27 protein-coding genes and 4 tRNA genes are annotated in these 17,755 nt (G+C 33.6%); 15 read left to right on the top strand and 16 right to left on the bottom strand.

Annotation, left to right across the window (positions count from 1 at the left end):
- Window positions 1-17: 17 nt before the first annotated feature.
- On the top strand, window positions 18-206 hold the full coding sequence (locus tag R1F52_01400) for a hypothetical protein (protein WOV93320.1): 189 nt from the start codon (window positions 18-20) through the stop codon (window positions 204-206).
- Window positions 207-220: 14 nt separating this feature from the next.
- On the opposite strand, the gene R1F52_01395 is transcribed toward R1F52_01400, so the two are convergent.
- The 4 genes from R1F52_01395 to R1F52_01380 all read right to left on the bottom strand — a co-directional run bounded on the left by R1F52_01395 (window position 221) and on the right by R1F52_01380 (window position 1,318).
- Window positions 221-412, bottom strand: a complete 192-nt coding sequence (locus R1F52_01395) for a hypothetical protein (protein ID WOV93319.1) — start codon at window positions 410-412, stop codon at window positions 221-223.
- Window positions 413-472: 60 nt separating this feature from the next.
- The gene (locus R1F52_01390; GenBank protein ID WOV93318.1) at window positions 473-682 is read right to left on the bottom strand and encodes a hypothetical protein; all 210 of its coding nucleotides are present in this window, start codon (window positions 680-682) and stop codon (window positions 473-475) included.
- 73 nt (window positions 683-755) lie between these two features.
- The gene (locus R1F52_01385) at window positions 756-980 is read right to left on the bottom strand and encodes a hypothetical protein (GenBank protein WOV93317.1); all 225 of its coding nucleotides are present in this window, start codon (window positions 978-980) and stop codon (window positions 756-758) included.
- 86 nt (window positions 981-1,066) lie between these two features.
- Window positions 1,067-1,318, bottom strand: coding sequence for a hypothetical protein (locus tag R1F52_01380; protein ID WOV93316.1), 252 nt, complete (start codon window positions 1,316-1,318; stop codon window positions 1,067-1,069).
- A gap of 89 nt (window positions 1,319-1,407) precedes the next feature.
- Here R1F52_01380 and R1F52_01375 point away from each other — a divergent pair, with 89 nt between their 5' ends.
- A complete protein-coding gene (locus tag R1F52_01375; GenBank protein WOV93315.1) occupies window positions 1,408-1,602 on the top strand; it encodes a hypothetical protein in 195 nt (64 codons plus the stop codon).
- 116 nt (window positions 1,603-1,718) lie between these two features.
- Window positions 1,719-2,018 (top strand): hypothetical protein, encoded by a 300-nt coding sequence (locus R1F52_01370; GenBank protein WOV93314.1) that lies wholly within the window; start codon window positions 1,719-1,721, stop codon window positions 2,016-2,018.
- 402 nt (window positions 2,019-2,420) lie between these two features.
- On the opposite strand, the gene R1F52_01365 is transcribed toward R1F52_01370, so the two are convergent.
- Together R1F52_01365 and R1F52_01360 are read right to left on the bottom strand one after the other, a co-directional pair.
- Entirely contained in the window at window positions 2,421-2,609 is a 189-nt protein-coding gene (locus R1F52_01365; protein WOV93313.1) for a hypothetical protein, read from the bottom strand.
- 778 nt (window positions 2,610-3,387) lie between these two features.
- Window positions 3,388-3,708: a hypothetical protein gene (locus R1F52_01360; protein ID WOV93312.1), complete on the bottom strand. Its 321-nt coding sequence runs from the start codon at window positions 3,706-3,708 to the stop codon at window positions 3,388-3,390.
- Between the two features lie 133 nt (window positions 3,709-3,841).
- Between R1F52_01360 and R1F52_01355 the strand changes: the two genes are divergently transcribed.
- Window positions 3,842-4,111, top strand: coding sequence for a hypothetical protein (locus tag R1F52_01355; protein WOV93311.1), 270 nt, complete (start codon window positions 3,842-3,844; stop codon window positions 4,109-4,111).
- Window positions 4,112-4,178: 67 nt separating this feature from the next.
- Here R1F52_01355 and R1F52_01350 read toward each other — a convergent pair whose 3' ends face one another.
- Window positions 4,179-4,694, bottom strand: coding sequence for a hypothetical protein (locus tag R1F52_01350; GenBank protein ID WOV93310.1), 516 nt, complete (start codon window positions 4,692-4,694; stop codon window positions 4,179-4,181).
- Window positions 4,695-4,955: 261 nt separating this feature from the next.
- On the opposite strand from R1F52_01350, the gene R1F52_01345 reads away from it, so the two are divergent.
- Together R1F52_01345 and R1F52_01340 are read left to right on the top strand one after the other, a co-directional pair.
- On the top strand, window positions 4,956-5,528 hold the full coding sequence (locus R1F52_01345; GenBank protein ID WOV93309.1) for a methane monooxygenase/ammonia monooxygenase subunit B: 573 nt from the start codon (window positions 4,956-4,958) through the stop codon (window positions 5,526-5,528).
- A 343-nt stretch (window positions 5,529-5,871) separates the two neighbouring features.
- Window positions 5,872-6,228, top strand: coding sequence for a hypothetical protein (locus R1F52_01340; GenBank protein WOV93308.1), 357 nt, complete (start codon window positions 5,872-5,874; stop codon window positions 6,226-6,228).
- Window positions 6,229-6,296: 68 nt separating this feature from the next.
- Here R1F52_01340 and R1F52_01335 read toward each other — a convergent pair whose 3' ends face one another.
- Window positions 6,297-7,025: a hypothetical protein gene (locus R1F52_01335; protein WOV93307.1), complete on the bottom strand. Its 729-nt coding sequence runs from the start codon at window positions 7,023-7,025 to the stop codon at window positions 6,297-6,299.
- A gap of 142 nt (window positions 7,026-7,167) precedes the next feature.
- Here R1F52_01335 and R1F52_01330 point away from each other — a divergent pair, with 142 nt between their 5' ends.
- Window positions 7,168-7,818, top strand: a complete 651-nt coding sequence (locus tag R1F52_01330) for an ammonia monooxygenase (protein WOV93306.1) — start codon at window positions 7,168-7,170, stop codon at window positions 7,816-7,818.
- A gap of 181 nt (window positions 7,819-7,999) precedes the next feature.
- Here R1F52_01330 and R1F52_01325 read toward each other — a convergent pair.
- Window positions 8,000-8,073: transfer RNA gene (locus R1F52_01325), tRNA-Thr, on the bottom strand.
- Between the two features lie 99 nt (window positions 8,074-8,172).
- Here R1F52_01325 and R1F52_01320 point away from each other — a divergent pair.
- Window positions 8,173-8,289: transfer RNA gene (locus R1F52_01320), tRNA-Leu, on the top strand.
- Between the two features lie 20 nt (window positions 8,290-8,309).
- On the opposite strand, the gene R1F52_01315 is transcribed toward R1F52_01320, so the two are convergent.
- Window positions 8,310-8,705 (bottom strand): hypothetical protein, encoded by a 396-nt coding sequence (locus R1F52_01315; GenBank protein ID WOV93305.1) that lies wholly within the window; start codon window positions 8,703-8,705, stop codon window positions 8,310-8,312.
- A 250-nt stretch (window positions 8,706-8,955) separates the two neighbouring features.
- On the opposite strand from R1F52_01315, the gene R1F52_01310 reads away from it, so the two are divergent.
- Together R1F52_01310 and R1F52_01305 are read left to right on the top strand one after the other, a co-directional pair.
- Window positions 8,956-9,810: a prohibitin family protein gene (locus R1F52_01310; protein ID WOV93304.1), complete on the top strand. Its 855-nt coding sequence runs from the start codon at window positions 8,956-8,958 to the stop codon at window positions 9,808-9,810.
- Window positions 9,811-10,017: 207 nt separating this feature from the next.
- On the top strand, window positions 10,018-10,899 hold the full coding sequence (locus R1F52_01305; GenBank protein WOV93303.1) for a hypothetical protein: 882 nt from the start codon (window positions 10,018-10,020) through the stop codon (window positions 10,897-10,899).
- Between the two features lie 3 nt (window positions 10,900-10,902).
- On the opposite strand, the gene R1F52_01300 is transcribed toward R1F52_01305, so the two are convergent.
- Window positions 10,903-10,991, bottom strand: a tRNA-Ile gene (locus tag R1F52_01300).
- A 33-nt stretch (window positions 10,992-11,024) separates the two neighbouring features.
- A complete protein-coding gene (locus tag R1F52_01295) occupies window positions 11,025-11,576 on the bottom strand; it encodes a thioredoxin family protein (protein ID WOV93302.1) in 552 nt (183 codons plus the stop codon).
- A gap of 97 nt (window positions 11,577-11,673) precedes the next feature.
- Here R1F52_01295 and R1F52_01290 point away from each other — a divergent pair.
- Window positions 11,674-11,796 (top strand) — tRNA-Tyr (locus R1F52_01290).
- Window positions 11,797-11,808: 12 nt separating this feature from the next.
- On the opposite strand, the gene R1F52_01285 is transcribed toward R1F52_01290, so the two are convergent.
- Complete coding sequence (locus R1F52_01285; GenBank protein ID WOV93301.1) at window positions 11,809-12,858, bottom strand: alcohol dehydrogenase; 1,050 nt, start codon at window positions 12,856-12,858, stop codon at window positions 11,809-11,811.
- Window positions 12,859-12,934: 76 nt separating this feature from the next.
- Between R1F52_01285 and R1F52_01280 the strand changes: the two genes are divergently transcribed.
- Both R1F52_01280 and R1F52_01275 read left to right on the top strand, forming a co-directional pair.
- Entirely contained in the window at window positions 12,935-13,600 is a 666-nt protein-coding gene (locus R1F52_01280; protein WOV93300.1) for a chromosome segregation protein ScpA, read from the top strand.
- A 35-nt stretch (window positions 13,601-13,635) separates the two neighbouring features.
- Entirely contained in the window at window positions 13,636-14,163 is a 528-nt protein-coding gene (locus tag R1F52_01275; GenBank protein ID WOV93299.1) for an SMC-Scp complex subunit ScpB, read from the top strand.
- Between the two features lie 10 nt (window positions 14,164-14,173).
- On the opposite strand, the gene msrB is transcribed toward R1F52_01275, so the two are convergent.
- From msrB to R1F52_01260, 3 genes are read right to left on the bottom strand one after another with little or no spacing between them, the layout of a single operon-like run.
- Complete coding sequence (gene msrB / locus R1F52_01270) at window positions 14,174-14,566, bottom strand: peptide-methionine (R)-S-oxide reductase MsrB (GenBank protein WOV93913.1); 393 nt, start codon at window positions 14,564-14,566, stop codon at window positions 14,174-14,176.
- Window positions 14,567-14,573: 7 nt separating this feature from the next.
- Window positions 14,574-16,184 carry an FAD-dependent thymidylate synthase gene (locus R1F52_01265; protein WOV93298.1) on the bottom strand — a complete coding sequence of 537 codons (1,611 nt, stop codon included), beginning with the start codon at window positions 16,182-16,184 and terminating at the stop codon, window positions 14,574-14,576.
- Between the two features lie 15 nt (window positions 16,185-16,199).
- Entirely contained in the window at window positions 16,200-16,496 is a 297-nt protein-coding gene (locus R1F52_01260) for a hypothetical protein (GenBank protein WOV93297.1), read from the bottom strand.
- Window positions 16,497-16,616: 120 nt separating this feature from the next.
- Here R1F52_01260 and R1F52_01255 point away from each other — a divergent pair, with 120 nt between their 5' ends.
- Together R1F52_01255 and R1F52_01250 are read left to right on the top strand one after the other, a co-directional pair.
- Window positions 16,617-17,426 carry a CdvA-like protein gene (locus R1F52_01255; GenBank protein WOV93296.1) on the top strand — a complete coding sequence of 270 codons (810 nt, stop codon included), beginning with the start codon at window positions 16,617-16,619 and terminating at the stop codon, window positions 17,424-17,426.
- Between the two features lie 32 nt (window positions 17,427-17,458).
- On the top strand, window positions 17,459-17,752 hold the full coding sequence (locus R1F52_01250) for a V-type ATP synthase subunit F (GenBank protein WOV93295.1): 294 nt from the start codon (window positions 17,459-17,461) through the stop codon (window positions 17,750-17,752).
- Window positions 17,753-17,755: the final 3 nt, after the last annotated feature.

The following is a 17,755-nucleotide window of genomic DNA, read 5'->3' as shown; positions in this document are numbered from 1 at the left end:
AATTAAATATTTGATATATGCAATATGACGAATCTGATACTATTAATTTAAAAACTCAATCTGAGATATTTGCCGACTATTTATGTGACATATCTGTAAAATCCACACCAAATAAACTTGGTACTAGTGGCAATGAGTTAATTGTTAATAATCATAGTAAAGGCTCTATTGCAAATTCGGGTGCTATTCATGGAGCGATACTATAATCTCTATTTTAATTTTATTTCTTTTGATTCTTCTTGGATTTATCACTATTTCTTGTAATCAACATATATGAACCATAAATTAATAATCCTGCTAGAAGAATATAAAATCCATATCTGCCAAGATAATGTGTAAAAGATAGATCTGCTTGATTGATATACGCAATCAAAATATTAATCGTGAGATATACAATCAATAAAACATCCATGTTATTTTGTCTCCGTTTTTATCCAGTGTATAAAAAAGAATCTCAAATACATTTTATTCACTACTTGTCAATAATATCAGATATCTTATTTGCCAAATCACCGTATTTGTTATTATATGTTGAACGTTGTGTTAAAAGATCATCAAAATAATTACTCAAATGAGCATTATGAGCATTGGTATCTTTTAAATAATTATTTTCTAATACGATCATATACTGTAAAATTTCATCATAACGATCCCATTGATCATTTGTAGAGTATCTTGTCAAAAGAGTGTTTAATAGACTATATACTCTTCATTATACTCTGTGGTGATTTCAGCATATATCTTATTGAACTGTCTCAAAGTTTATCACGTTCTAAGGTTGTGACATTTGCGTAAGATTCTAACTGTATCAATTCATTGTTTAGTTTCTGTACTTCTTTCATCTTGTTTAATAATTCGACACTTTTGTCATAAAGACCAACATATTCATTAATACTGGGAATATTTGAAATAGATAGTGTACCTCCTAGAGCAATTATATTTTTATTCCCTTTGGAGATGCCAATGCCTGATACAATCAAACCGAATATGAATTGCCAAACCCTATCATAATCAATTCATTTGCCATATTATGTTAATTTTGTTTTTATCTTATTCCTATCTTTCACTAAGAATTCCTACTCTTCAATCTGACAATCCTTTTTTGTATCTGTTTAATCTCCTCATTGATCTCTACTTTTTGTCTCTCAGCATCTTTTTTCTGACCAACGAGTATCTTCAGTTGCATACTATACGCCTTAATCATTGTAGTGTCATTAGCAGGACCACAATAATCATTCTTTACCCTTTGAGTATCTTTATCATAATGAGAAAGATAGATGTATTTTTTCTTATTCTGTATCTTTTCCAATATTTGCATACTGGCTCTAATACGATTCATATTATAAGTCTATTATACAATTAGTTAATACCATAGATTCATATAATAATATACTATTAATCCATAGTATGAATCAACGTAAACAAAAAGCAAAAGTAATGATGCAAACAGTAGGCAACTTTGCACAAGTGGACACCAACAAATTTGAAATAAAATCTCAAACAAATCCAAACAAACTATACAATGTAAGCAGAACAGGTCAAGGACTTGTGTGTGTAAAAATCACACAATTCGAAGAGCAGATTGCAAGCATATACAATTAGTCAAATGTATAGTGATTACAAATAGAGGATATGCGAATAATAATTTTAGAATAATGGAATAGACTAGACTGAATCTGTGTGAATACTGTAATTCAGGTAATATCAAAAAAGATGGTATGAGGAACAACAAACAAGGAAAAATACAACGATTCAAATGTTTATATTGTAATAAACGCTTTACATCAAATTTTGAATTTGAGGGTAAACAATCTGATTCAAAAATAATTACAGGTGCATTACAAATGTACTATTCAGGTATGTCAGTTGGAGATATTTCAACACATTATGAGTTTGATACTGATGTGAATCATTCTACTATGAATCGATGGATTGCCAAATACCCTGTAATGTTAACTAGATACCTAGATGAAATCATACCACGTGTTGGCAATTGGGTTCGTGCTGATAAAGTATGAATAAAGGTGTCAGGTAAGTCAAAATATCTATTTGCATCTATGAATAATGACACTCGTTTTTGAGTTAGCTGAAAGACATGGCCGATACTAAATTTCAGCACAATGCAGATTATTTGTTGAAACTGACTAAATTGATTACTGGGAATAAAACACCCAAGTATTTTATCACAGATGGATTACCATCATAGGGTAAATCGTCAAGAAGAGTATTTGGCAGAGAAACACAATATGATTAAATATGATGGAGCGTCTAAATGGTGAGATTCGTGATCGTAAGAAAGTGTTTAGAGGATTGAAGAGAAGATAGTCTGATTATTAATGGTGTGACAGTGTATTACAATTATGCCAAAAAGTATAGTGATATTGACAATAAGAGACCATCTAAGAGAGCAAAGATAACTGTCAAGGGTCATAACAAGTGGAATACTTTGATACAGAGTGCAAGTTTGCATGATTATGATACCATCTAATTTTTGGGGCAAAATTTTCAATTAAACCTTTCATTGCATTATGACATTTCTTCATATCCTTGTTAATAGAGTCAGACTCTAATTGCTCAATATTGCATTCACTACATTTATCATCATTCATATAGATTTTGTCATGTTTGCCACATAATTTTCCATTTAATTCTAACGTTGGATCTAATCTAAGTCATTCAACATTAAACATACTCAAATAATGAAACATTTTACTGTGATTTATAATAAAATCGGCAAGGTGCACTTTATCAGATATGTCCTAAAATTAATTCATCGCTCATTGGTCTTATCCCAATTAGGATAAAAACATAATAATTTCAATTTGTTAAATTGTCAGTATAGACATTTAATTGCTTGAATATATACTCATATTGTGATGACACCTGTTCATTGTAGGTTATAGCAGTATCTTTCAATCCCTCAGTTGCCTGCTCATATTTATCACGAGATAAAGTTTACTGTTTTAATAAAAAATTGGTAAAGTATCCTGCTTTCTTGTGATGATTAAGAAAATGTTTCATCCAGTAATCTTTTGTAATATCTTTTTTCTCAAAATTGGAATTACATAAATGTGCACATTAGATGATTATTCATGGGATAAACATGCTAATGAAATTGCTGACTGATATTCAAATTTATCACATAGTATGTCGCTATGATTCATTAAAGATTTTGCATATTTTGCACTATATCTAACACCATTCCATATATTTTTATGAGAAATATGGATTTTAGAATCATCGGGCACGATTATTTTTAAATAATTCATATATTTAGATCGGTAATGATGTTTTTAGTATTAAATTATTAGAACCATTAATAACACCCGAATTTGCAATAGAGCCTGAAAAATTACTAGATTGATATATAAAAATAAGGTTGTGCTCTTAGCCACGGCCTTGAGCGTAGTATTTGCCTGAACGTGCTTTGACAAAAAAGGCACCTGCTATACCACCGAATATCACTGCGGATATTGCAGTTGCTCCTAATACACCGTCTGCTGAAAGATATGGTGTGCCAGAACCAGTTGCAGGATTGTCTTCTGCTGTTTGTACTTTGAGTCTTGCTAGTGCTAAAGATTCTTCGATAGTTCCTTTACCTGTAGAGCCATCACTGCCAACATTGCCCAAATATTGAGCGTAGACTGGAGTAACGGTTCCCACTATGAGAACTATCGCTATTAGTGAAGCAATTATTATGGATTTCATAGGTTTACAATTAGACTGTTTAGCTAAGGGTATTTAACTTTTGTTTTATCATATATATCAAAATTTAACGATAAATCCACCATTCGCTTTATACAGTAATGTATATATNCATCAAGTATTACTCAAAAAAATAATGATTCCTATATTTGGTGTCCTACTTAGTGTACTGTCAGCAGTTACTGGTCAGCTAGGACCAAGTTATGATCCGCTATTTTATGATGTAATGATTTACATCTTTGGAACTATCATGTTTACTGTATTCCTTTTAGCTGTGATCGCATATTGGTTGCGTGTTCATGGTTGGGCTTACAAAGACACACGTGAGAAATGGGTTGATGAATTAGATTGCCACTTTGAAAGAGAAGGCATCGGTTTAATCCCAGACAACGGAAAATACTGGTAATATTTTCCAATTATCTCTTTTTATTATTTTATAATATTATAATCTCTGTAAATTTTTATTTGTTATTTTAACTAGGTGGTAGAAAGTCTCTATCCTTTGCTTCATCATATGCTTTTGAGGTAAACTCTGCTGTGTATTCAAATCCTTCTTGAAACGGTGCATTGATAAATTTATCTGATACTTCACCGTTGACTAGAATTTGTGACTTTGATTGATCCATATCTCTAATTGGAAAATCCCATATCCAAAAGAAATGTCCAATTTCAAAATCATATTTTTCCGTCCATGCAACATGAATTATTCCATCTGCAGAATCTGTAAACATTACTCTTTTACACTCGTCCTGTCCAATACCACTTGGAATATCTGCTTTTTGTCCATCTACATAAAGCAACAAACTTGCTGATAATCTATATGGTGTTTCTATTCCATCAATACAACTTTTGAGTGGATCGTTCTTTGACAATTCCCCTTGGATCAGACTACTTGCAAGACCAACCCCTATTGCAATTACAGTTGTAGTTGCAAGAAATTTTAGGGTTTTTCGACGTTTTGCTGGATCTCCCATACCTGGCCAAATCATATACCTTCCCTCTGATTATTCTTCATAAAGTCTTTGCTATGTATCTTGGACGTCTCTGTTTTATGTCAAATTATGTCTGTATTCTTTAAATGAATCATTTATTTTAAAAAATTTATTATCAATAAGTAACAGTATGAATGAGATCTTTGTAAGGTAAATTAACACAGTTCTGTTAGATACTTGTGTGTGTGTCTTTTATAGTAAAATCCAATTCTAACAAAAAGTATATAACGACTATCGTATTGTGAACAATTAGTGGTAATGATGACCGACAAAAGAATATTAGTAATTGGACTAAGTGTGATTCTTGCTCTAGGTACTGTTGGATTCAATTGGGTTGAATCTATTTTGCCTACCGCAGATGCACATGGTGTACAAGCACAACTGCAAAGTCGTTTTGTTAGAATTGAGGATGAAACATTTAATCGACAATCACTCCAAACAGGTGAGCAACTTACTATACAAGGAAAGTTTGTTAGTCTTGTGGAACGTGATTTGAGAGCATGGAATTCTATTTTCTCCGAATCGACTAATGCAGGTAATCGCTGGGAGATTCTAGCACGTGATCCTCCTGGAAATGTATTTAATCTCCCAGGTAATGGTATTGTTGATTATAAAATTACTGCCAAAGCACTTGAAGCTGGTGTTTATCACGTACATACACAGCTCAATGTTGCAAATGTAGGTCCCGGATTAGGTCCAGGACAAACTGTTATTGTAGATGGTGAAAATATCATCAAACCAATACCCTACACAAACATTGCATATCAGTCAATAATAATTGGCGTTGGATATGTAATCACATTTGCGACAAGACCTTGGCAAGTAATCTAGACTAACCGATTCATCTTTTTTCATTTTTTAATATTTTTCACTAACCCATACTCTATATTATATAATTTATACAAATAATGGTTCACTGTCTTTACAAATTATATTCTGCATTCTATGACGGTGATTAATTTCTATGTGGTGAATGATATTTACTATTAATAAATAATATTCTTAAAATTTATCATATATCGTAATTGAATGTTATATTTGTCATCCAGAGTCGTCTTTATACTATATCATCATATGTGACATCTACGATACCTATGACTAGGTAAGTCATACCTCCTATCTATAATATCATGTAAGAAAGGTTTAAAACAAGACAATTTTATCATAAATTGAAATGACTCTTCCAAAAGGTTTCGGTTCAAGCGGTGGCTCTAGCAACGCTGATGTAGAAAAGATGATTGGTAAACGTGTTGAAAACATGACTGGCATTATTACACTATCATACATCGCTGCATGGTTGGCTACTTTTGGTGGTACTGCTGCAGGGTACTTTTACTATCCTTGGGCATATCCTACCCCTAGTGGACATTATGCATTCATCGTTTTGACGATAATAGAATCAATTGGATACTTGTTCTGTGTTAAAGTCGTAGAAGAAGGTTCAAACAAAAACAGCAATGTTTTGATTGCAGGTGTACTTGCATCAACAGCCGTGCTTACAGTTTTGATAGCCATCTATGTTGGCGTCTAGACGTATATTTTTTCCATCTTTTTCTTTATTTTAATTTTATTTTAATGTGTATAACTTGTCTGTAGAGATCAACGAATGTATTTTTCTTGTAATTGACTTGTACACGAATCCAGTTTTTCATATGTTGTATTAATCTCCTCTAGTAATGATTTTACTATTTCTTCTCGATTAAATCCTCCTAATTCTGCTATGAATTTTCCTCGTTCAAAACCTTCTAGTGTGGTAAGATCCATACCATAATAATTTATAAATTCTTTTTCTGCGTGATCTAATAAAATTAAAAATGCCAAGTATTCTTGTATAGTAGTTACATTTTGACAAACTTGTAGGTATGAATTTGGCCAATTACCTACATTGTTTAGACCTGGTAATCTCTCTCTGATTTCTTTGGTTTGAATTTGGTCAAATTTAGATTGCAAATCATTTGGTCTATCTATTACTATTTGATATTTAATCAGTGCGTTTAGAGTTTCTGGAGGTATCTGTGAATCTTGTTCTTTTATTATCAAATTTGATAATATTCCTTTTTGTGGTGTAGATTTTACTTGAGATGTTTTAGGTGATGATGCTTGAAATGTTGGAGATGATGTCTGTATTTGTTGTGTATTTTGACCTGTCGCTGTAGGGCCAGATAACACTCTGTCCTGCGATGAGTGTATGCTCATTACTTGTTGTCTAATCTCATCTAACGTCTGAGAATTTGATGTGCTGGGACTGATAATATTCAACGAAAATATTGCTATTGTGATTATTATCATTATACATATGCTACTGACTATGATAAATTTTCTATTCATTATTTAATGAATATTTGATAACCTTTGAATATATAATAAACGTAGGATATTGTCGAATTTTTCGATATATATTAGATTAATACTTTAAATATTCCTAGTGTGAACTATAATTTTATATAGTCTTGATTATTTCAACATAGTAATGGTTTGGCTCAGACGTTGTACCCACTATTTGTTCATAATTGTAGTTGCTGTAAACTCTACATTGTTGACAATTAATGCAGGGGATTACATATTTTATACTGATTGGGCTTGGACATCATTTGTTGTATTTTCAATATCTCAAACATTGATGCTTTCTGTAGGTGCTGCTTACTATCTTACATTTACGGGAGTTCCAGGTACTGCTACGTATTATGCTCTGATAATGACTGTGTATACTTGGGTTGCCAAGGGTGCATGGTTTGCATTAGGTTATCCCTATGACTTTATTGTTACACCTGTATGGTTACCATCAGCGATGTTAATTGATTTGGCATATTGGGCTACAAAGAAAAACAAACACTCATTGATTCTGTTTGGAGGTGTACTCTGTGGTATGTCTTTGCCGTTATTCAACATGGTAAATTTAATCACAGTTGCAGATCCGCTAGAAACAGCATTCAAATATCCACGACCAACACTTCCACCTTACATGACACCGATTGAGCCGCAGGTAGGTAAATTCTACAATAGTCCTGTGGCGCTTGGTGCTGGAGCTGGAGCTGTACTTGCATGTACGTTTATGGCTCTAGGTTGTAAGCTGACTACATGGACGTATAGATGGATGGCCGCTTGGTCTAAATGGGATTAGTATATCCTTTTTTTTCTTTTTTTGTTTTCTAGGATCCTATGATCCTAAATTTTTGTTGCCGCATGTATAATATCTAATAATTTGTAAATATCCATAAAGATCTACATGTGAATATTATACGAATGATACTAATCTACTCTGGTCCTTTTGGGTATGTAATGCCTAGATTGGGAAAATCTAAAGCTTCGAGCGGGATCCGGACCCGCGACCTTTACCTTACCAAGGTAACGCTCTACCAGGCTGAGCTATCGAAGCACGATTTTATGACGATTAAAATCCTTATAACTCTAATTCTTTTGAACAAGTTCCCAAAAACCAAAGTTTTAATCTTGTTTAAAGTATATAAAATATGTTGGAGGAGTAGTCAAGCCTGGCCAAAGAGAACGTTAGTTCTTGGACACGCGGGACTTAAAATCATATATGGGTGATCCCGTCTCTAGGAGTTCGTGGGTTCGAATCCCACCTCCTCCATTTAAAATAAAAATAATACTCTAGGAAAATTTATTGTTTATCTTTACACCTTTTGCACTCAAGGCTTTGTATACAGTTGGAAGTCCAAATGCAAAGCCAACATGACTACAATTTTTGTTTTCACATAACAGACAAAATAGTTTACCATTTTGCAAGGCTACCTCTGCAACTCTTTTTTTCATGTTATCTTTAATCAATATACAATCATCTAATACAGAAATTTCTTCTAACATTGGTGCATATTTTGCAAAAATCACATCTGACTGCATTCTATCCTCAATCATGTATGTGATGTAGCCTGAAAAACTATTGATACCACGTTTTGTTAAATCAGCTCTATTGCTGTCATAAGTGGTATGAAATCTTTTGTATGCTTCCTCTGATATGGTGATTGATTTAAATCCGGTTTTTGGCATCTTACCGTATATTATGGTACTCTACTATATATTACTTTAATCTCTATACATTATTCCAAACTAGTTGCTTTTTAAAAAGATGTTAAATTTGAAACTTGCAAATGTGAATGACAATCATGATGATTCAAGCTCCAACATCCTTTTCTTTACACTAGTTTGAAAAGACGTGTATTTTAAATAGTGTAGATTATATGACACTTAAAATTGAAACAATTGTTGATTAATAAAATAAACATGGAGATTATATCCATTGTCTAACGAAGTGCCCATCAATATCAATGGTAAAGCTACTGCAAAAGTGGCTATCATATTTATTGCAATAATTGTAATTGCTGGTATATTATTTTCATCAATACAAATTGTAGAGGCTGGGCACAGAGGTGTATTGTTACATTTTGGTGCTGTTGATCTAACTCAACCACCTTTAACTGAAGGACTGCACTTTGTAATTCCAGTATCTGACCAAATAATACCTATAGAGGTCAGGACATTAAAATTTGTTGTAGCCTCTTCAGCTGCAAGTAAAGACTTGCAAACTGTAACTACTGAGATTACTGTAAACTATCATCCAAATGCCGAATTTGTACATACATTGTATAAAGAAGTGGGATTGAATTACAGAGATCGTGTTATTGCTCCTGCTGTAGAAGAATCTGTGAAACAAGTAACTGCAAAGTATAATGCTGAAGAATTAATCACTAAAAGACAGCTTGTAAAAGATGATATTGAATCTACTATTACTGAGCGTTTGTCAACCTATCACATCAAAACTGACGTGATTAGTATTACCGACTTTCAATTCTCAGCACTATTCTCACAAGCGATTGAATCCAAAGTAGAAGCCGAACAAAAAGCACTAAAAGCAGAGAACGACCTTTTACGTATTGAAGTAGAAGCTAGACAAACTGTTGCTAGTGCTATTGGTATTGCAGAGGCGAATATAGCAGAAGCCAAAGGTGAAGCAGAAGCAATTGAGATTATTAATAGTGCACTTGCCACAAATCCCAATTATCTCCAATGGTTGAAAACACAAAAATGGGATGGCGTATTGCCACTTGTAGTGAGTGATGATGCAACTCCATTTATTCAGATACCAACACGATAATTTCTAGACTATTCTAAACTCGATACTTTTTGGTGTGTTCAATTGGCATTTTTTGTGTGATAAATCAACCTAAAATCATTTTATGACATTTTTCTCAGTAAACACGACTGAAAGATGTTGAGTTGGAGCAGTAAGTATACTTCTAGCATGCATACTTGTCGTATATTCTGTGAATTGTTTTATTACTATCTCATATCAAAATTAAACATGGCTCGAGGCTATGAATTAGATGATATTCGACGAAAAATAATTGATTTATTACAGACCATCCCTTCAGGTCTATCCGGTGTTGAGGTCGCTAAGAGACTTGACATGAATAGAATAACTACTGTAAAATATCTAAGTATGCTTTCGACTGAAGGTATGATAGTACAACGAAATGTTGGAAATGTTACCATATGGTTATCTGCACCTGGAATAACAAATTTTGATTTCCCAGTCGACTATCAAAAAGATGTACCTTATTTCAGAGATCATGTATTAAATTGTTCATTTGATGATGTGAGGGGATTGATAAAAAGTTGTGTACACGAAGGTGCAAGTATATTGAATATAATGACTGAAATTATTATTCCGTGTTCAGAGACAATTAAAACACTAGCCCTTGATGGTAAAATTGGTTATACTGAAGAGGCATTATTTGTAAATATGATCATAGATTCAATAAAGATGACAGAACAGTCTCTACCTAATACTGATGTGAATAAAAATATCTGTCTTCTTGCTACTGATACCTTTGGGTTAATTCTTGCTGAATCATCTGCTACCGTTTTACGTTCCATGGGTTGGAATGTATTCTTGATAGGTGATATCTCCTCTGAACTTTTGTTAGAGTTGGATCTTCGTAAATTACTATCTAACATATGGTCACAGCGTCAGGGTATAATGATCATATCTGGATTTTCTGATGATGATGACGGTTTGGTCTTTCTTGATAAGATAGTAAATTCTACAAGAACTGAAGCATGGAGTGATGTTCGATTTACAGTGTGTAGTTCTGCGAATCAGCATAAACCAAAGGCAGATCTAGTTGTAGAATCGTTGGGTTCCTTGATTCAGTGGATAGATACTATTTCTTTAAATAAATAATGATGGGCCGAATGAGATTCGGACTCACGACCTTTCGATATCTGAATGATATTTATCAGTCGAACGCTCTAGCCAGTCTGAGTGACCGGCCCACTAGAAATTTTTAACGCATAGTTGTTTTAAATCTATTCTTTCCATTTTATGGAACATCCAATTGATGGATCAAAATCTTTTTCTATAGATTTTCCATCTAAAAATTTTATAATATTATCAATCATAGTTTTTTCCGTGGCTATATCCTCTGGTTTCATTGCGTTATCAATCTTACCATGAAATATTAATTTAAAATCTTTATCAAACAAGAATGGATTTGGTGTACACGTAGCTCCATATTTCTTTGCAATATCTTGTGATTCATCAACTAGGTAATCGAATTGCATTTCTTTTTCTATAGCAACTGTCTTCATACTCTCAAAACTATCATCAGGATATTTTACTGAATCATTACTGTTAATTCCAATCACATTGACATCTTGTTCGAATCGTGTGTGTATTTCTTTGATTGCCTCCACTTTGGCTTTTACAAATGGGCAATGATTACACATAAAGATGATTAATGTTGCCCTTTTATCCGCATAGTCTTTCAAAGAGTGTTTGTGATTATCGATACCCACAAGTTCAAAATCTGGAGCCATATCTCCGGTCTTTAATGATATTTGTGATTCCATCACTGCCATGATTAATAGTAGAAAAATATCATTATAAAATTCTTATCAAAACATAATTTTTCATACTGGTAACAGTTTTTAACTAACCATATCAAAATTAATTTGTCCCAAGCTCAGCTCAGCCTGGTAGAGCTTCCGGCTGTAGTTGTCGGCCAATGGCTGACGGAAATAACAGCCTATCAGGCATACAGAAACCGGGTTGTCGAAGGTTCAATTCCTTCGCTTGGGATTACATTTTTTTTTATGGATTAATCACTGCACGACCAATAATCTTTCGATCTTTAAGATCATTGAGTGCTGTATTTACCTCATTCAAACTATATCTTTTTGATATCAATGGCTTTACTACACCCTTCTTTGCCAAATCAAGTAATTTTATCATGTCCTCATAACTTCCAGTATATGCCCCTTGTATTGTAATTGACTTTAATGGTATCGTTACTAGTGACAGATCCACTGATCCACCGAATAATCCCACCAAGACTAAATTACCACGTTTACGTAATAATGCTAATCCCATCTTTACAGTAGGCGGTCCATTAACAAAGTCGATGATACTGTCAACCCCCTTGTTATTAGTAATATTCATAATTTCTTTTATTGCATCACTCTCTTTGGAATTAATTACAACATCAGCACCGACATTCTTTGCAATCTCTAATTTTTCATTACTGAGATCTACACAAATAATCTTTGCGCTACTTGTTGCTTTGGCAATTTGTATACCCATCAGACCTAAACCACCTGCTCCTATGATGATGATGACTTTTGGTTTATTGACACATGCTTTTTTAATCGCAGTATATGCTGTAAGTCCAGAACAGGCAAGAGAAGTTGCCTCTTCCAAATCTAATCCAGATAATTTAGCCAGATGTTTATAGTGTGACACATTAATGTATTGGGCATATCCGCCATTTTGAAACACACCGAGTGATTTTGGATTTTCACACAAATTTGTATCACCTGATTTACATGTAGGACAATCATCATCACCGAGCCATGGATATATCAACACCTTTTCCCCTATTGAGAATCCTACAACATCTGCTCCAACTTTTTCTATCACTCCTGTAATTTCATGTCCGGGTATAACGGGAAATTTTACACCTCTATCTGTAACTTTCATAAATCCATCTCCAGTGTCATATCCACCCTCCCATAGGTGCAGATCACTGTGGCATACGCCAACTGCTTTTATCTTTACCAAAACTTGAGTTCCTGTGGGGTCTTGAACCGTCACATCACTAATTACTAGTGGTTCATTAGGCAAAACTATTCGAGCTGCTTTCACAAGTGTTGTTTTTTTTAATTATAATATAATTTAATCCAACAAACTCCATAAATATTATTCATGATTCCATTAAATCATGACCGATGAGCCTACAGCTGCTAATATATCACAGGAGCCAGTAAATGTACTATTCAATCCTTCTAAAATAAACAAAAGCAATGTTTGGGAGATTGATTTAATCCATATTTTAGATATTCTTCTTGATATCTTGAAGAAAACTGGAAAAAATAAAGATCTACGAGTGGCCGGAATGGCAGCTCTCTCATCATCACTGATTTATCGTATGAAGGTAGAGAGTATATTTGCCCTTCAGAAAATTGCAACTGAGCAATCTTCTGATTCTAGAAAACGTACAGATGTAAACATCCCACTTCTTGATATACCATATCGACATGAATCAACATATCCTGTAACACTTGATGAATTATTAGAGTTGTTAGAAAACTTGATTGGGACGATAACTAATCCACGTACAAACAATAGAGGACTTAATATTCAACCTATAGATCCACCTGATTTCAAACAATATTTCAGCACTCTTGAAAATATTATTCAACAATATGAAGATTTGGTAATTACCAAAGTATCTAAAAAAGGCACTATATTATTTTCTAAAATTGTATCTGATTTAGATGTTACAGATTCCATTCGTTGTTTTTTTGCAATTCTCTTTCTTGCTCGTGATGTGAAAGTTGATCTAGAACAAAAAAATAGTGATATACTAGTTTCTCTAATAACATGATTTATTTTTATAAGGAATAACATATGTGATTAATAATGGTAAAATTAACTGATAAAATCCCGATTCTGATTAGACTTGAAGTTGCTCTCTATTCTGCAGGACGACCATTATCACTTGACGAATTGATAAAAGCGTCTGGCAGTGACTCGAAACCCAAAGTATTAGAACAATTAGAAATTCTAATGAAAAAAACAAAATCTGCATTCAAGGGGTTGGAGATTACGCGTTTGCCAGATCGTACATATGTCTTCCAAGTAAAGGCTCAGTACGGTACACTAGTTCGTAAATTTGCGACAAAACCAATTCTGCCAAAAGCCACGCTCAAGACTCTATCATATATTGCATACATGCAACCAATATCCTCAAAACAACTCGTTGAGACTAGAGGCGGTTCTGTATATTCACATCTGAAAGATCTACTCAGTCTAGATTATATCACATATCAAAGTGTTGGTAGAATAAAGATCTATGCGACAACTGATAGATTTCAAAAATATTTTGGTCTTGACGGTGATCTTGCTAATCTAAAAGAACAGTTGTTCAAAAAAAGACGTACTAGTTGAGAGAGAGAGATTACCTATCTTCAAGTTTCAGTGATGCTGAATTTATACAATATCTAAGTCCTGTTGGATTCGGTCCATCATCAAATACATGTCCGAGATGCGCTCCACATCTATTACAATTTACCTCTGTTCGAACCATCCCTGCACTAGTATCTGATATGTTCTCTATGGTATCCTCTGAGGTTGGTTTGAAAAAGCTAGGCCAACCGGTACCTGAATCAAATTTTGTTTGTGAATCAAATAATTCTAGACCACAACATTTGCAACGATACATGCCATCATCTTTACAATCATTATATTTTCCTGAAAATGGTGCTTCTGTACCTTTATTGAAACAAACATCAAAATCTTCCAAACTCAGTTCCTTCTTCCATTCTTCTTTTGACTTTGTTATCTTTTCCATACCTCTATCACTTTTTTGTACTATTTTTTCTTTTCTGCTCAAATCGTTTTTCTGACTCTAATCTTTCCAAATCTACATCTTCCAAGTTTACAAATTTTATAATTTTACCTAATATTGGATGTTTTGATATTATCTGTCTAAACATTTGCTGAGCTACCCTGCGATACTCTGGATGTCCTTGAGGCGTACTTCGTAACTCTATCATGTGACACGCTTCCCTCAAATTCATTTTAATCATATAATGATAATTGTATGCAAAATTCACTACATACTGTGCCTGTATTGGCATACTCTTTTTCATTTTATTATATACGTGTCTGGTGTTATTCATACACTCTACAAACTCTGATTTCAGCCCCGCTCCAATTACTTCTTGGGGTGTAAAGTAATCATGATCACATGTCAAGTTTTGTCGCTGTAATGTGAGTGCCCTGTGTCTGTGTAAATCTCGAAATACTCCATAGTCACTTTGAATATCAAATGTATATTCTACTAATTCAAACGCACGTGGTGGTCTGTATCTGCGGTTTTTACGTAACGCAATATGCTGATTTATTATTTTTTTCTTTGTAACAAGGCTGAGTTTCTTTACATGTTTTAAAATAGAATCATATGATGTTCCATTTGCCCCTTGATACATAATACCAGTGATTAAATCATTCATTGCTATGGATTCATTTACATATTTTACAAGCTTTACCATTTGCCCCATTTGTTTATCTGATTTTGGATTTGATTTCTTTGATATTATTTTGATATTTTTGTGATATTTTTGTAAATCTCTTCCAAATGAGTCATCTGATCTTTGAATGAATGCGCCTATTGATTTATTTAATTCGCGTTTAATTTCAACTGCAATTTCTCTCTCCTCTTCTAGTCGAGAACTGAACAAGACGGTGAGCAAATACTCAAACGCTCTTCCATTTCCTGCAACACCAACATTTGTCAAAGTTGAGGCTGGCAGTAATACTCTCAAAGTATCATACATCTTGGCCTTTATCGTTCTCAAATAGGCTCGCTGTGCTGCATCTGCCCCCTCTGAATCTAATTTGCCAAATAATACCTGTTTTTTTGAATTATTGGCAAAATACTGTCTCTCTATAGGGTATACCTCTCTTATGTAGTGAGTGATCGGATCAATTAGGCGTGAGTATGTCTCAAAACTATCATTGCACGCATCTAGATAATCGTCAGCATATCTGGATTTTAAAATTCTCGGATCTCTGTAAAATGCAAATTTTGAATTTATTTTTTTATTCCAGGGAACGTATCGTGAAGATTTCTCTAAATACGACAACCCCACTCTTCTGTCCTCAATTGTTTTCACTGCGATATTTGAAATTCCCTCTATTGCAATATGTGCAAAACCCAATTCTGCAATAGAATCATCTCCATACTGACCTAAAACTTTTTTATAAAATACCTCTCCTCTTTTTTTTGTATTTATAAATTCGTTTAAAAATACTCGTCGCATACTGTGTGTTGTTCTACTGTATCTAGACATCAGTGCGCCTCTATCTGCTTGCTCTGGTGTATCTAGGCAGAATACTTTCTTGTCTACATTGGAAAAATGTTTTTTTAAAATTTTTTCTTCCTTGACTGAAAACTCTCTACCCAACTATTAATTACACCTTTATGTTGATTTAGTTTCATTTGATTTTATTTGAATTAAATCTGGAGAAGATTGTTTTTGCATACCTTTTGATTGCCAGCGTAACAATACTTCTTTAAATGCATCTGCATCTTCGTGACTTTCTGTATACATTAGCATTGTAACCCATCTGCCCTTTCCTGCATTTCCTCCAACAGAATTCATCCAAAAATCACTAGGTAGTGTCTTTAGTATTTTATTGTCAGGGTCTCGACACACATCCACCCATCTTTTTGCAATAAATTGTAGTATCTGCTCCAACTGGTCTTTTTCAATCATGATTCCAAGTTGTATATCTGGGCTTTAAATTTTAAAGGAAATTGGTGTTAAAGTTTACTAACAAAAATTGAAAAGTTTGCTAACAACGTTTTAGATATATCCGTTACACTATATCTAACCATGAATAACATAGATACAGAAATCATTGGCAAGAATGTCAAAGATATGTATGGAACTTTTATGGGAAATATAGTCGGTACAATTACCGATATTTCTGGCTCCCCTGAGACAATTGGTATTGACTGTGGCTCTGAGGGTCTAAAACAGATACCATTTGAGCAATTAGTTTTTCAAGATGATAATGCTATATTCATTCCAAAATGGAGACTTGATTCTCAACGATACTTGAAACAAAAAGTTCTTACACTTCGTAAAATGCGTACAATGCTAGAGACTGCTAGAATTGAGGGTAGTGAAGAGGATACTGCAATTATATATAATACGTATAGTTCACATTTGGATACATTAAACTCTAATGATTCGGAAATTCGTGCTAGACTTGAATCTAGAATTCAGGAATTGTTATCACAGATGAATATGGTAAAACGTTTTAGTTTTGATGCCAAAGTACAAGTAAAGGGTGGAGAAATCTCACAATCTACATTTGATTCTATACAAAGACATACAAATGTTCTTACACAGCACATATCTCATGAAACTACAGAGATTGAAACCATACAACGAAGAATGGATGCACTAGACTTGGAAGGTGAACAAATTACAAATGATAACCATACACCTCCTCCTCCAACTGAACACTTTGATGATTTCCAAGCAATACAAGATAAACTACCAACCCCCGAAGTGTCCTCTAACGTTACTGTCACATCTGATGATTTAGGTTATAATATGTCACTGCCCAATAATGAGAATTCAGATGTTAAAAAAGACGACGATTGGTTGTCTAGAATGGAAGCTCAGCAGATATAACAATTTAAATTAGTATATTGAATAATTAATTCATGAAGGTTGTCACTGTTGGCAGCAAGGAATTTGTAACTAGTTTTCAACTTGCTGGCGTATCTGGTACCATATCTGACACACCTCAGGACGCACTTGAAAAAATTGAAGAGTTGACAGATGATGCTAATATTGGACTTGTACTTGTTGGCGACGATCTCTCAGAGCCCATTGAGGATCAATTAACTGACCTGCGTTCTAAGAAATCGACTCTTGTGTTCTCACTGCCTGCAGTAGGAAGTATAAAAACAGAAATTGATTATAGAGTTATGCTGAAAAAAATTCTTGGCGTCTAGATG

This window comes from Nitrosopumilaceae archaeon AB1(1) (assembly GCA_033471095.1).
Taxonomy (GTDB): Archaea; Thermoproteota; Nitrososphaeria; order Nitrososphaerales; family Nitrosopumilaceae; genus Nitrosoabyssus; species Nitrosoabyssus spongiisocia.
Note: the sequence above shows the minus strand (reverse complement) of the source record. Positions and strands in the feature narration are given on the sequence as shown.

Coding starts and splice junctions, on each gene's coding strand:
- R1F52_01360 (WOV93312.1), bottom strand. CDS start 3,708: ATGAAATCCATAATAATTGCTTCACTAATAGCGATAGTTCTCATAGTG.
- R1F52_01400 (WOV93320.1), top strand. CDS start 18: ATGCAATATGACGAATCTGATACTATTAATTTAAAAACTCAATCTGAG.
- R1F52_01395 (WOV93319.1), bottom strand. CDS start 412: ATGGATGTTTTATTGATTGTATATCTCACGATTAATATTTTGATTGCG.
- R1F52_01280 (WOV93300.1), top strand. CDS start 12,935: ATGACCGATGAGCCTACAGCTGCTAATATATCACAGGAGCCAGTAAAT.
- R1F52_01345 (WOV93309.1), top strand. CDS start 4,956: ATGATGACCGACAAAAGAATATTAGTAATTGGACTAAGTGTGATTCTT.
- R1F52_01255 (WOV93296.1), top strand. CDS start 16,617: ATGAATAACATAGATACAGAAATCATTGGCAAGAATGTCAAAGATATG.
- R1F52_01330 (WOV93306.1), top strand. CDS start 7,168: ATGGTTTGGCTCAGACGTTGTACCCACTATTTGTTCATAATTGTAGTT.
- R1F52_01380 (WOV93316.1), bottom strand. CDS start 1,318: ATGCAAATATTGGAAAAGATACAGAATAAGAAAAAATACATCTATCTT.
- R1F52_01305 (WOV93303.1), top strand. CDS start 10,018: ATGGCTCGAGGCTATGAATTAGATGATATTCGACGAAAAATAATTGAT.
- msrB (WOV93913.1), bottom strand. CDS start 14,566: ATGGAAAAGATAACAAAGTCAAAAGAAGAATGGAAGAAGGAACTGAGT.
- R1F52_01275 (WOV93299.1), top strand. CDS start 13,636: ATGGTAAAATTAACTGATAAAATCCCGATTCTGATTAGACTTGAAGTT.
- R1F52_01250 (WOV93295.1), top strand. CDS start 17,459: ATGAAGGTTGTCACTGTTGGCAGCAAGGAATTTGTAACTAGTTTTCAA.
- R1F52_01350 (WOV93310.1), bottom strand. CDS start 4,694: ATGATTTGGCCAGGTATGGGAGATCCAGCAAAACGTCGAAAAACCCTA.
- R1F52_01295 (WOV93302.1), bottom strand. CDS start 11,576: ATGGCAGTGATGGAATCACAAATATCATTAAAGACCGGAGATATGGCT.
- R1F52_01260 (WOV93297.1), bottom strand. CDS start 16,496: ATGATTGAAAAAGACCAGTTGGAGCAGATACTACAATTTATTGCAAAA.
- R1F52_01315 (WOV93305.1), bottom strand. CDS start 8,705: ATGCCAAAAACCGGATTTAAATCAATCACCATATCAGAGGAAGCATAC.
- R1F52_01375 (WOV93315.1), top strand. CDS start 1,408: ATGAATCAACGTAAACAAAAAGCAAAAGTAATGATGCAAACAGTAGGC.
- R1F52_01340 (WOV93308.1), top strand. CDS start 5,872: ATGACTCTTCCAAAAGGTTTCGGTTCAAGCGGTGGCTCTAGCAACGCT.
- R1F52_01365 (WOV93313.1), bottom strand. CDS start 2,609: ATGAATGATGATAAATGTAGTGAATGCAATATTGAGCAATTAGAGTCT.
- R1F52_01335 (WOV93307.1), bottom strand. CDS start 7,025: ATGAATAGAAAATTTATCATAGTCAGTAGCATATGTATAATGATAATA.
- R1F52_01370 (WOV93314.1), top strand. CDS start 1,719: ATGAGGAACAACAAACAAGGAAAAATACAACGATTCAAATGTTTATAT.
- R1F52_01355 (WOV93311.1), top strand. CDS start 3,842: ATGATTCCTATATTTGGTGTCCTACTTAGTGTACTGTCAGCAGTTACT.